At 70.9% G+C, this 13,688-nt stretch carries 2 protein-coding genes; both read right to left on the bottom strand.

The features are described from left to right. Nucleotides 1–93: 93 nt before the first annotated feature. Nucleotides 94–4,971, bottom strand: coding sequence for a beta-ketoacyl synthase N-terminal-like domain-containing protein (locus F0U60_RS24320; protein ID WP_395823787.1), 4,878 nt, complete (start codon nucleotides 4,969–4,971; stop codon nucleotides 94–96). Next, nucleotides 4,968–13,682: a type I polyketide synthase gene (locus F0U60_RS24315; RefSeq protein WP_395823785.1), complete on the bottom strand. Its 8,715-nt coding sequence runs from the start codon at nucleotides 13,680–13,682 to the stop codon at nucleotides 4,968–4,970. Before F0U60_RS24315 ends, F0U60_RS24320 begins: the two co-directional genes overlap by 4 nt. Nucleotides 13,683–13,688: the final 6 nt, after the last annotated feature.

Genomic DNA, 13,688 nt, shown 5'->3' with positions numbered 1-13,688 from the left:
CTGGCTCCTCGGTTTGGGGCCGTGAGCACCACGGCCTCTCACCAGGAGCTACGCGGAAGCGATTTAAGTGGATTTTCGATGCGCCTCACGCCCCTACCTGGCTAGGAAACGATTCGACAGATCCTCGACGATGGCGGCCTGCACTGGGCCGGGGTCGTTCTTCACGAACAGGTGCTCCCCCTCGAAGAGCCGGAGCTTGAACCCTCCCCGCGTGTGCTGGCCCCAGGCCTCGAGGTGCTCGCGGCCCACCAGCGTGTCCTTCGTGCCTCCGAAGGCCGAGATGGGGCAGTCGAAGGGCGCTTCGTTCCGGTAGCTGTGGCTTCGCAGCAACCGGAAGTCTGCCTGCATCGTGGGCAGCAGCATCTGCACCATCTCCGGGTAGGCCAGCAGCGCCTCGGGCACCAGGTTGAAGCGGCGCAGAAGGCCCACGTCCACCTTCGAGCCTCCGGCCACCACCGACCCCAGCATCTCGTCGAGCCGCGGGTTCGGCACCTGTGGCTCGGATGAGGCCGCGATGAACAGGTGCGCCGGCTCTCTCCCCCACTCCGCCCGCAGCCACCGCGCCAGCTCGAAGGCGATGATTCCTCCCATGCTCGCGCCAAAGAGCGCGAAGGGCTCGTCCAGCAAAGGCCGCATCACCCGCGCCAGCTCCGGCAGCAGCGCCGGGAAGCGCTCGAAGGACCGCTCCTTCAGCCGCTCTTCGCGCCCCGGCAGTTGGACCGGGACGACCTCGAGCCAGCCGGGCAACTTCTCCGCCCAGCCGCGGTACACCAGTGCCCCCGCTCCCCCGAACGGGAAGCAGAACAGACGCACTCGCGCCCCCGTGGCTCCGGGCTTCCGACGGAACCATCGGGAGAGCTCCTCCGGCGGAACCGGATCCCCGGGGGGCGGTGTGCGCTTGGGACTCTCCGTCACGGGTGCGGCGATCGGTGTCAGGGATTGCGCGAGCTGCTCCGCCAGACGGCGAGGGCTCGGTCCCTGCAGCAGGTCCGCCACCGGCACGTCCACCCCGAGGTCCTTCTGGATCCACCCCTTGAGGTCCACCGCCCCCAGTGAGTCCAATCCCAGCTCCCGCAGCGAGGCCTCGGGATCTATGTCTGACGCAGCCATCCCCGAAACCGAGGCGGCCTGGTGCAACAGATAGGATTCGAGGTGCCCACGCTTCTCGGCCGCGCTCGCCGAGCGGATCCGCTGTAGCAGCTCGACCGGCTCCTGGCGCCGAGCCCCTATGGTTGCCCTGCTCGGCCCCTCCACCGCCCGGCGCAACACCTGGGCGCTCACGCGCCGCAGACGCATGCCCTCCGAGACGGCCACCACCTCTCCCGCTTCGTCCAACAGGCGTAGGTCCGCCCGCAGGGAGTCTGGATCCTCCGAGGGGTGCAGCCGCACGTGGCACCAGCGCGTCCGCCCTGCTCCTCCGTGCCGCTGGTCGTGCCGATCCACACCCACCCCGATGAACACGCCTCGCTCCCCTCCCCCCGCCGGCAGCGCCACCTTCACGAGCTGCCCGCAGGCCTCCACCACACACGCCTCCGCCAACAGCGGGCCCACGGGGAGCGCGCTTCGCCCGTCACCCAGCTCGGGCATCTCCGGCACCGCGATCTCCGCCAGCGCCTCGCCGTCCCGGCGCCACAGCCTCCGGATGAGCCGGAAGCTCGGGCCAATCTCATGCTCGCCCGCTTTCCAATGCGTGGCGTAGAAGGCCTCGCCCGTCAGCTCCTCGCCGCACCTCGCGCGCACTGCGTCCAGCGTGCCCTCCGCCCGCGCCCGCTCGAACGCCTCCGCACGCGCCTCCCCCTGGAAGGTGCCCGAGGTGTGCAGCTTCCACGAGGGCTCGCCTCCACCCTGCCCCGCTTCGAGGCTGAAGAGCTGGAAGGCCGTGCCCCCCGAACCCTTGTCTTGCAACACGAGCTGCACCGTGCGCGGCTCGCCCTCGGAGAGCAGCAGCGCATCGGAGAACGTGATGCCCTCCGCGTGCACTCCCGGCGAGGCCCCCGACACCTCCGCCATCGCCGCCATCGCCATGGACAGGTGCACCACTCCCGAGACCACGATCTGTCCGTGCACGCGGTGGTCTCTCAGCACCGCGAGCCGCCCCGCGTCGAGCTGCGTCTCGAAAGCCACCGTCACCGGAGAGCGCACCCGGTGGCCGATCAGTGGGTGGCCACCCCTCGCGCTCACAACCGGCATCGGCGTGGCGCCACCGGCTCGCGCCGAGGGCTCAACCCAGTAACGCTCGCGTTGGAATGGGTACGTGGGGAGCGGCACCCGGCGGCTGCTCGTCCCTACCAGTCCCTTCCAATCCACCTCCACCCCTCGCGTGTACAGCTCCGACACTGCTTCGAGCACCGTGCGCGCTTCGTTCTGGCCCTCGCGCAACGAGGGGATCCACCCCGCTCCCGCGTCCTCGGGCACGCAGCGCTTCGCCATTCCCAGCAGCGTCGGCTTGGGGCCAAGCTCCACCATCAGCCCGGTGCCCGCCTCGTGCAGGCTCTGGACTCCCTCCATGAAGCGCACCGGCTCTCGCACGTGGCGTCTCCAGTACGCCGCTCCCGTCAGCTCCGCCGCCGTCGCTGGCCGGCCCGTCACGTTGGAGATGACGGTGAGCTTCGGCGCCGAGTACGTCACCTTCTCGGCCACCCGCTCGAAGGGCTCCAAGATGGAGTCCATCAATGGCGAGTGGAACGCGTGCGACACCTGCAATGCCCGCGTCTTGATGCCCTTCCCCTGGAAGGACTCCACAACCGCCAGCACCGCCTGCCGCTCACCGGAGATCACCGTCTCCGTCGGGCCGTTGATGGCCGCGAGGGACACACGTCCCTCGTAGGGCCGCAGCGCCTCGGCTACCTCGGCCTCCCCGGCGAAGACGGCCGCCATCTCTCCATCCCTCGGCAGCGAGTGCATCAACCGCGCGCGCTCGGCGATCAGCTTCAGCCCGTCCTCCAGGCTGAATACCCCCGCCACGCACGCGGCCACCAGCTCACCCACGCTGTGCCCTATCACCGCCTGCGGCACCACGCCCCACGAGCGCCACAGCTCCGCCAGCGCGTACTCCAGCGCGAACAGCGCCGGCTGCGTGTACCGCGTCTCGGTCAGCAGCGCGGCCTCGGCAACGCCCTCCTTTGCGAAGAGCACCTCGAGCAGCGGCCGATCCATCAGCGGGCGCAGCAGTGCGTCACACGTGTCCAGCGTCTGGCGGAACACGGGCTGTGACTCGTACAGACCGCGCCCCATGCCCACGTATTGGCTGCCCTGGCCCGTGAAGAGGAACGCCACCTTCGGAGGCGTCTCGCCCCGCAGGCGCCCAGCCACCAAGCCCGCGGCCGGCTCGCCTGCCACGAATGCCGCCAGACGCGAGCGGGCCTCGGACACCGAGTCGGCCACCACCGCGAGCCGGTGCGAGAAGTGCGTCCGCCCCGTGGCCGCCGTGGCGCACACCTCTCCCAGTGAGGTCGAGGGGTTGTTGGCCAGGTGCTCCTCGAAGCGCCCCGCCAGTTCCAGCAGGGCCTCCCAGCGGCGCGCCGACAACGGCAGCACGGCCCACCGTGGCTCGGGCTCCGTGGCGGCGGTCTCCGTGGGCGGCGGCTCCGACAGCACCACGTGGGCATTCGTCCCGCTCGCTCCGAACGAGCTCACCCCCGCGACACGCCGCTCTCCCCGGCGCGTCCACGCCGAGAGCGAGGTGCGCACCTCCGCCGGAATGGACTCCCAGGACACGTGCGGGTTTGGCACTCGGAAGTGTAGGTGCGGGGGAAGCTGTCCGTGCCGCAGCGAGAGCACCACCTTGAGGAGCCCCGCCATGCCCGCCGCCGCCTCGGCGTGCCCCACGTTCGTCTTCACCGAGCCGAGCACGAACTTGTCACCTGCCGCCCGGCTCTCGCCCAGCACCTCGCCCAGCGCGCGCAGCTCGATCGGGTCGCCCAGTGACGTACCCGTGCCGTGCGCCTCTACGTAGTCCACCTCCGCGGGCTTCACCCCAGCCCGGGCGAGAGCCTCACGGATGACAGCCTGCTGTGCCTGTCCATTGGGCACCGTGGGCCCACTGCTCGGCCCGTCCTGGTTGACCGCCGAGCCCCGGATGACGGCGAGGATCGGATCCTTCGCGGCCACCGCGTCCGACAGCCGCGCGAGCACCACCACGCCGCAGCCCTCGCTCCGCGCATAGCCGTCCGCCGATGCATCGAACGTCTTGCACCGTCCGTCCGGCGCAAGCGCTCGCGCCTTGGACATCAACACCGTGCCGCCCGGTGAGAGGATGAGGTTCACACCACCGACGATGGCCAGGTCCACCTCGCCCGCCCGCAGGCTCTGACAGGCCAGGTGCAGCGCCACCAGCGACGACGAGCACGCCGTGTCCACCGCCACGCTCGGCCCCTGGAGGCCCAACATGTACGAGAGCCGGCCAGGTGCAAAGTTGAGCGCGTTGCCCGTCATCACGTACCCGTCCTGCTCCGCCGGGTCGCGCAGCGTGGCCAGCAGCTGGCCATAGTCGTTGTTGGTGATGCCCAGGAACACCCCGGCGCGGCTCCCGGACAGTGAGCCCGGTGCTCGTCCCGCCCGCTCCAGCGCCTCCCAGCTCAGCTCCCAGAAGAGGCGATGCTGTGGATCGATGCTCACCGCCTCGCGCGGGTTGATGTTGAAGAAGCGCGCATCGAAGCGATCCACCTCCCGCAGGAAGCCGCCCCGCCGCGTGTACGCCTTGCCCGGCGCGTTCGGATCCGGATCGTACCAGGCGTCCACGTCCCAGCGCTCCGGCGGCACCTCGCTCGTCGCGTCCACCCCATCTCGCAGCAGCCGCCAGAAGGCCTCCGGGCTGTCCGCGCCCGGGAAGCGACACGCCATGCCCAGGATGGCGATGGGCTCGCGCTTCGCCCGCTCGGACGCCTCCACCTTGGCGCGCATCTGCTTGATCTCATGCAGCGCCTGCTTGAGGACCGCCTGGCGATCCGTCCCTTCCGGAGCCCCACTCATACCGTGTCGTCTCCCTCTGACTTCAACGCGGCCAGCTCACTGGCGAGCATCGCCAGCAGCTCGTCCTCGGAGGCCTCATCGCTCGCCGCCATCCCGCCCGGCGCAGGGGCCTGCACCACCGCCGGTTGCGGCGCCGCCGTCTCCGGCGCATCCACCCGGGCCATCACATCCGACAGGTAGCCCGCGAGGACCCGCACGCTCGGGTAATCGAAGGCCAGCGTCGAGGGCAGCGCCCTGCCCAGATCCAGCTCCAGCCGCTTCTTCAGCCGGACGCTCATGATGGAGTCCATGCCGAGCTGGAAGAAGCCCTGCTCCAGCCCCAGCGAGCCACTGTCTCCCAATCCGAGCACGTCCGCGACGCGGGTGCGCACGTGCAGGGCCAGCAGCTCGAAGCGCTCCTCGCTCCCCGCCGAGACCACACGCCGCAGCAGCTGCGAGGTGGCCTCGTCCGGCGGAGGCGGAGGCGCCTCGGGAACCTCAAGCAGCTCCAGCAACGGCCTCGCGCGCCGGGCCTCGAACACGGGCTTGAAGAGGCTCCAATCAATGACCGCCACCGCCCGGTGCACCGGCGCTCCGGAGCCCAGGAATAGCCCGAGGGACTCCAGTGCATCCTCCGTGGCCATGGAGCCGAAGCCGATCTGCTCCAGATAGCCGCGGGCCTCCTCAGGCATGGCGGCGATCATGCTGCCCCCCTGCCAGGCACCCCAGCTGATGCTGACGGCCGGCAGCCCCTGCGCCCGACGGTGGTTCGCCACCGCGTCCATGAAGTGGTTCGCCGCCGCATAGGGACCGAGCAGCGCACCGCCCCACATGGCCGCCGCCGAGGAGAAGAGGACGAAGAAGTCCAGCTCCCGCTCACGCGTCAGCAGGTGCAGGTTCCACGTGCCCGCCACCTTGGGCGCCAGCACCGCCTCCACGTCCGCTCGCTGCGTCTGAGCCAACATCATGGGCCGAGACACGCCCGCCGCGTGGATGACGCCTCGAATCGGTGGCTGGGCCTCTTCGAAGACGGCCGCCATGCGCCCAGCGTCCGAGGCATCCGCCGCCACGATCCGCACCGAGACGCCTCGGAGCTCGAGCTCCTGGATGACCTCCGCTGCCTTGCCCTCGTCGCTGCTGCGCGAGAGCGAGGCCCATAGGGACCGCTCGGGCATCCCCCTGCGTCCGGTGAGCACCAGGTGCCTCGCGCCGTTGTCCGCCAACCACAGGGACAACCTGAGGCCCAGGCCTCCGAGGCCGCCCGTGACGAGGTACGAGGCATCCTCTCGCAGCCGCGCGGAATCGGTGCCCAGCTCCTCGCCACGACGAGGCTTCACGCGGGCCACTCGCCGCCCGTCGTTCCGCAGGGCGATGTGGTCCTCTCCATCTGGCGACAGCAGCTCCTCGGTGAGTGCCGACAGGTGCCCATCACCCTGGCCGGACTCCAGGTCCACGAGCCCACCCCAGAGGTCCGGGTGCTCGAGCGCGAACACCCGGCCAATGCCCCACAACGGCGACTGCGCCACCGCGAGCGGCCCTGGCGCCTCACCCGCCGGCTGTGCACCCCGGGTGACGAGCCACAGCTTCGGCGGAGTGCGCGCTCCCGCTCCCACCAGCGCCTGCGCCAGCGGCGGGATGCTGCTCGTCACGGACTCCTGTGCCGCCAGCAGGGCATCCGGCGTGGCTCCATCCGCCTCGGGCGCATCCAGGCTCCACAGGTGCACGATGCCGCGCAGCTCCGGCCCTGCCTGAGACAACAACCACTCGAGGTCCTCCCGCTTCGTGGGCGATACCGCCCACCGACCTTCGCCTCGTACCTCGCGCTCCGCGGAGGTCCAGGCCCACAACACCTGCTCGCCCCGTGCCTCCAACCGCGCCGCCAGCGCCTCGGCGGTGCCGCCCTTGTCCGCCAGCAGCAGCCACCGGCCCCGTCCGGACACGCGCGGCACTGCCACCGAGCGCGGCTTCGACTGCCAGGCCAGCTCGTACATCCACCCGTCCAGCCGCTGGCGCACGGCCAGCCGCAGCAGCCCGCGATCCACAGGGAGCAGGTGCACCCCCGCGATCTCCACCAGCACCCGGCCGGACTCGTCCAGCAGGCGCACGTCGCCCACCACTTCCTCGTTGCCACCCCGCAGCACCGCGTGAGCCCACACCGCCTCGCTCGGCTTCGAGAGGACGCGGACGGTATCGACCCGCTCCGGCAGCAAGGGCACCTCCTGCACTCCCGGCAGCGCCAGGGACAGCAGCCGCAGGGCCTGCTCCAGCAGGGCCGGGTGCACGTGGAAGGCTCCAGCTCCGGCCACCTCCGCCTCGGGGAGACGGATCAGCCCGAGCACCTCGCCCACCCGCCGCCAGAGGGACACCACCCCTCCGAGCTGCACGCCCGACTGGCGCAGCCGCTCCTCGTGCTCTCGGGCACTCAGCTCCTCCCGGCAACGCGCGCGAATGGCGGTGAGCGAGGCGGCCTCGTTCGGCGAACCACCCCGAGGCGCCTTGATGAGCCGCCCGGCGGCATGCCGCTTCCAGGGTCCCTCTTCCGCCCCGGCACTGAGGAGCTGGAAGGAGAGCCGCCCCTCGCCCTCCGGCGTGAGCACGAGCTGCGTCGGATGGCGGCCTTCCTCGGGGAGGACCCAAGGCTCGTAGAGCGTCCCCGCCTCCAGCACACTCGCCGCCCCCTTCCACAGCGAGGTCGCGGCGGAGAGGGCCAGCTCGAACCCGACGGACGCCGGCACGAGCCGCAGGCCGCGCACCGCCGACTCCTTCAGCAGCGGAAGCTCCTCCGGCTCCATCACCACGTCCCAGATGTGCTCCCGGCTCCGAGCCACCGTGAGGTGCACCCCCAGCAGCGGATGCTCCGCGCGTCCCCGGCTCCGGCCCGAGTCGGACCGAGTCGTGGACACGGCTCGCCGAGGAGGATCCGCCCAGTAGCGCTGACGCTGCCATGGGTACGAAGGCAGCTCGACGAACCGTCCTCCCTCCGGGTGCAGCCGCGGCCAGTCCACGTCGCCGCCCAGCGCGTACAGCGCGCCGAGTGACTCGAGGAGGTTCTCCCTCTCGCCCTCGTTGGAGCGCAGGGACGGAAGCGTGGTGGCCTCGCGGCCCAGGTGGGCCAGCCCCTGCTCCAGCGGGTGCAGCAACACCGGGTGAGGGCTCACCTCCAGGAAGACGTCATGGCCCTCGGCGACCAGCCGCTCGACGGTGGGCCAGAAGAGCACCGGCGCACGGAGGTTCCTCGACCAGTACACCGCGTCGAAACTCGCGCCATCACAGGGCTCGGCCGTCACCGTGGAGTAGAAGGGCACCGACGCCGGCTTCGGCGAGACGCCCTCCAGCAGCCGCAGCAGCTCGGGCTCTAGCGCGTCCATGTGCGGGCTGTGCGAGGCGTAGTCCACCTTCACCCAACGGCAGAAGATGCCCCGGGCCTCCAGCTCCGCGAGGATCCGCGCAAGCGGCTCCCGGTCTCCCGACAGCACCGTCGAGCGCGGGCCATTGCTGGCGCCCACCGCCACGCGCCCCTCGAGGCCTCGCAGCAGCGCCTCCGCCTCGTCGCGCGGCAGGTCCACGACCACCATGCCTCCGCTCTGGCTCGAGCGCGCCACCAGCCGGCTGCGCTCGCAGATGATCCTCGCCGCATCCTCCAACCCGAGTGCGCCCGCCACGTGCGCCGCGGCCACCTCGCCCATGCTGTGCCCGATGACAGCATCCGGCTCCACGCCCCAGCTCCGCCACAGCGCCGCCAGCGACACCTGCATGGCGAACAGCGTGGGCTGCACCACGTCCACGCGCTGGAGCAGCTCGGCGTCCGCCTTCTCCAGCACCTCCTTCAGCGACCACTCCACGTGCCGCCGCAGCGCCGCCTCGCAGGCCTCGATAGACGCGCGGAACACCGGCTCCGTCGCCATCAGCTCGCGGCCCATGCCCGGCCACTGCGAACCCTGTCCCGGGAAGACGAAGACGCGCCTGCGCGGGCCTGCATTGCCCTCCGGGCGCCGCACGGACAGGAAGTCCTCCAGCTTCCCGGCGAGCTCCTCGCGCGTCCGGCCCACCACCGCCGTCCGGTGTGCATGGTGCGTGCGGCGGGTGGCCGCGGAGAAGCAGAGGTCCACGACCGAGCCCGCTTGCTCGTCCGACAGGAAGGAGCGCCACGAGGTGGCCAGCTCGCGCAGCGCCTCGGGGCTTCTTGCCGAGAGCGGCAGCAGGTGGGGACGGGGTGTCTCCTCGCGTTGACTCGCGGGGCGCTCGGCAGGCGGAGGCGCCTCCTCCACCACGAGGTGCGCGTTGGTGCCGCTCATGCCAAAGGAGCTCAGTCCGGCGATACGCGGGCCTTCTGTCTCCCAGGGAGTCAACGCGGTGGGCACCTTCACCGGCAGCCGCTCCCACGGAATGTGAGGGCTGGGGGTCTTCAGGTGGAGGTGCGGCGGAATCTCCCGGTGCCGCAGCGCCAGCACCACCTTCATCAACCCCGCCACTCCCGCGGCGGCCTCCAGGTGGCCGATGTTCGTCTTCGCCGAGCCCACCCATACCGGAGCCTCAGCCGGGCGAGCCTCACCCAACACCGCCCCGAGCGCCTGCAGTTCGATCGGATCTCCCAGCGGCGTGCCCGTGCCGTGCGCCTCCACGTACCCCACTCGCGAGGGCTCCACCCCCGCGCTGGCCAGAGCCTGACGGATGACGGCCTGCTGCGACTGCCCATTGGGCACCGTGAGCCCGCTGCTCCGCCCGTCGTGGTTCACCGCTGAGCCCCGGATGACGGCGAGCACCTCGTCACCGTCCCGCAGCGCGTCCGACAGGCGCTTGAGCACCACCACGCCACAGCCCTCGCCCCGAGCGTAGCCATCCGCCGACGCGTCGAACGTCTTGCACCGCCCGTCTGCCGACAGTGCCCTCGCCTTGGAGAAGAGGACGTGCGCGTCCGGCGTGAGCATCAGGTTGACGCCTCCGGCCAGCGCCAGATCGGCTTCGCCCTCGTGCAGCGCCTGACAGGCCAGGTGCGTGGCAACCAGTGACGACGAGCACGCCGTGTCCACCGGCAGGCAGGGGCCCTGCAACCCCAACACGAAGGACAGGCGACCCGCGGCCACGCTGAAGGCGTTGCCGGTGACGAAGTAGATGTCCGCCTGCTCGATGCCTCCCGCTTTGTTCAGCACCTGGGCGTAGTCGTTGCTCGCGAGCCCCACCATCACCGCCGTCCGGCTGTCGGTGAGCCGCTCCAGGGGCTGCCCGGCCCGCTCCAGCGCCTCCCAGCCCACCTCCAGCAGCAAGCGCTGCTGTGGGTCCATGCTCGTGGCCTCGCGCGCGGAGACGCCAAAGAACCCGGCATCGAAGCGATCCACCGCCACTCCGCGCAGGAAGCCGCCTCGCCGCGTGTTCATCTTCCCGGGCGCGTCCGGATCCGCGTCGTAGTACGCGTCCGCATCCCACCGCTCCCGAGGCACCTCCGCCGTCGCGTCCACGCCGTCGTGCAGCAGCTTCCAGTAGGTCTCCGGATCGTTCGCGCCGCCAGGGAAGCGGCAAGCCATGCCGATGATGGCGATGGGCTCGCCCGGCGCGGCCTTGGATGGCGCCGCACGGCGCTGCTGGCTCGCGGGTCCCTCCAACTGGAGCACGTCCCGGATGAGGTGCTCGACCAGTGCGCCGATGTTCGGGTGATCGAACGCCAGCGTCGTCGACAGCGTCCGCCCCAGCCCCGTCTCCAGGCGCTTGCGCAGCTCCACCGCCATGAGGGAGTCCATCCCCATGTCGAAGAAACCCTGCGAGGGATCGGAGAGCTGCGCGGCCTCCATCTCCATGATTCGGGAGATGGAGCCCCGGACGTAGTCCATCAACAGAGTTCGGCGCCGCGAAGGCGCGGCCTGGTGCAGCTGGCGGACGAGCTCCGGCTCATCCTCCCTTGGCGCGGAGTTCGTCCGAGAAGGCATGGACTCGGAGGGCACGGGCGCTCGGGCCTCGTTCTCCACGGGGACGTCCTGTTGCTGCCGGACATCCACCCAGTGACGCTGACGCTGCCATGGATAGGTGGGCAGCTCGACGCGGCGCCGTGCCACTCCGGACTCCAGTGTGGCCCAGTCCACTTCCGCGCCCTGGACCCAGAGGGCCCCGAGCGCCGAGAGCAGTTGCTTCCACTCGCCCTGCCCCTCCCTCAGCGAGGCCACCCACTCCGGGCCTCCCTCCGCCACGCACTGCTTACCCATCCCCAGCAGCGTCGCCTTCGGGCCCACCTCCACCACCACGTCCACCCCGGCTTCCACCAGGGCCTTCACTCCTTGAGCGAAGCGCACCGGCTCCCTCACGTGCCGTCGCCAGTACTCCCCTCTCGTCACCTCCCCGGCCTCCGCCACCCTCCCCGTCACGTTCGCCACCAGCTTCAGCTTCGGCTCCGCGTACGCCACGCCTCCCGCCACTCTCCCGAAGGCCTCCAGCACCGGCTCCATCAGCGGCGAGTGGAACGCGTGCGACACCACCAGCCGCTTCGCCTTCACTCCCTCCGCTGACAGCTTCGCCAGTACCGCCTCCACGCCCTCGGCACTTCCGGAGACGACTGTCTCTCCGGGACCGTTGAAGGCCGCCAGCGACACCCGCGTCTCCTGGCCCGCGAGCGCCTCCCTCACCTTCTCCTCGGACGCGAACACCGCCGCCATGGCTCCACCTGCTGGCAGCGACTGCATCAGCCGTCCGCGCTCGGCGATCAGCTTCAGCCCATCCTCCAGGCTGAACACTCCCGCCACGCATGCCGCCGCCACCTCTCCGACGCTGTGGCCCAGCACCACCTGCGGCTCCACGCCCCAGGCCTTCCACTGTTGCGTCAGCGCGTACTCCAGCGCGAACAGCGCCGGCTGCGTGTATTGCGTCCGCGACAGCAGCTCGCCGTCTCCTGCCTCCAGCCCGAACATCACCGACAGCAGCGGCCGGGGCAGCAGCGGGCGCAGGATTTCCTGGCACCTCTCCAGCGCCTCTCGGAACACGGGCGCCGTCTCATACAGCTCGCGGCCCATGCCCACGTACTGGCTGCCCTGTCCCGTGAACAAGAACCCCACGCGTGGCTTCTTTCCCCTCGCCGCCTGCCCTCGCACCACTCCAGCGCGCTCTTCCCCTCCCGCCACCGCGGCCAGCTTCTCGCGCAGCTCCTCGGCCGAGCCCGCTACCACCGCGGCCCGCTGCGTGAGCTGCGTGCGCGCCACCGCCGCCGTGAAGCACACGTCCGCCAGGGACTCGGAGGGGTTTGCTTCCAGGTGCTTCCCGTGGCGCTCGGCCTGCGCGGCCAACGCCTCCGAGCTCCGCGCCGACAGCGGCAGCAGGAACACCGAACGCTTGCTCGTCTCCGAGCGGCGAGCATCCGCCGGAGCCTCCTCCAGCACCACGTGCGCGTTCGTCCCGCTCAGGCCAAAGGAGCTCACCCCCGCCACGCGCGGGCCTTCTCCCACCGGCCAGGGGGTCAGCTCGGTGGGCACCTTCACCGGCAGCTCGGCCCACGGAATGAGCGGATTGGGGCGCTTCAGGTGCAGCGTCGCGGGCACCTCGCGGTAGCGCAGCATCTGCACCGTCTTGATGAGCCCCGCCACACCGGCCCCCGCCTCCAGGTGACCGACGTTCGTCTTCACCGCGCCGATGAGCAGCGGCCGATCCTTGGGCCGTCCCTCGCCCATCACCTCCGCCAGGGCCTCTACCTCGATCGGGTCTCCCAGCGAGGTGCCCGTGCCGTGCGCCTCCACGTAGCCCACCTGCGCGGGCGTCACCTCCGCGTTGGCCAGCGCGGCGCGGATGACCGTCTTCTGTGCCAGACCGTTGGGCACCGTGAAGCCGCTGCTCGCGCCGTCGTGGTTCACCGCCGAGCCCCGGACCACCGCGTAGATGGTGTTCCCGTCCGCGAGCGCGTCCGACAGGCGCTTGAGCACCACCACGCCACAGCCCTCGCCCCGGGCATAGCCATCCGCCGACGCATCGAACGTCTTGCACCGCCCGTCCGGCGCCAGCGCGCGCGTGCGACTCAGGAAGATGTACGGCAGCGGGGAGATCATCAGCTGCACGCCCGCCGCGAGCGCCAGCCGGCACTCGCCCGCGCGCAGGCTCATGGCGGCCAGGTGCACCGCCACCAGCGAGGACGAGCACGCCGTGTCCAGCGACAGCGACGGGCCCTGCAAGCCGAGCAGGTATGACAGGCGCCCGGCGGCGAAGCAGAAGCCGTTGCCCGTGCCCGAGTAGGCGTCAATCCGCTCCAGCGCGCCAGGGTCCATCTGGAGTTGCGCGTAGTCGTTGACGCCGATGCCCACGTAGACGCCCGTCCGGGTGCCCAGGAGCTTCTCCGCCGGCTCGCCCGCTCGCTCCAGCGCTTCCCAGCTCACCTCCAGCAACAGGCGCTGCTGGGGATCCATCCTCGCCGCCTCGCGCGGAGAGATGCCGAAGAAGCGCGCGTCGAAGCGGTCCACCTCCGGCAGAAAGCTCCCGTGCCGCGTGTACATCCGCCCCGGCCTGTCCGGGTCCGGGTCGTAGTACGCGTCCACGTCGAAGCGATCCTTCGGAATCTCCCGGACGGCCTCACGGCCCTCGCGCAGCAGCCGCCAATAGGCCTCCGGATCCTCGCCACCCGGGAAGCGGCAGGACATGCCGACGATCGCGATGGGCTCCTTCTGCGCGCGCTCGAGCGAGCTCACCTTGGCCTGCAACTTCTTGAGGGCCAGCAGCGCGCGTTTCTCGGCGGAGAGGTCCGCCAACCGTTCGTTGATGTCGGTCATCGCGGA

Source organism: Archangium minus, from assembly GCF_044360475.1.
GTDB classification, from domain to species: Bacteria; Myxococcota; Myxococcia; order Myxococcales; family Myxococcaceae; genus Archangium; species Archangium minus.
The sequence above is the reverse complement of the archived record's forward strand: the minus strand, read 5'-3'. Positions and strand labels throughout refer to the sequence as shown.

Coding starts and splice junctions, on each gene's coding strand:
- F0U60_RS24320 (WP_395823787.1), bottom strand. CDS start 4,971: ATGAGTGGGGCTCCGGAAGGGACGGATCGCCAGGCGGTCCTCAAGCAG.
- F0U60_RS24315 (WP_395823785.1), bottom strand. CDS start 13,682: ATGACCGACATCAACGAACGGTTGGCGGACCTCTCCGCCGAGAAACGC.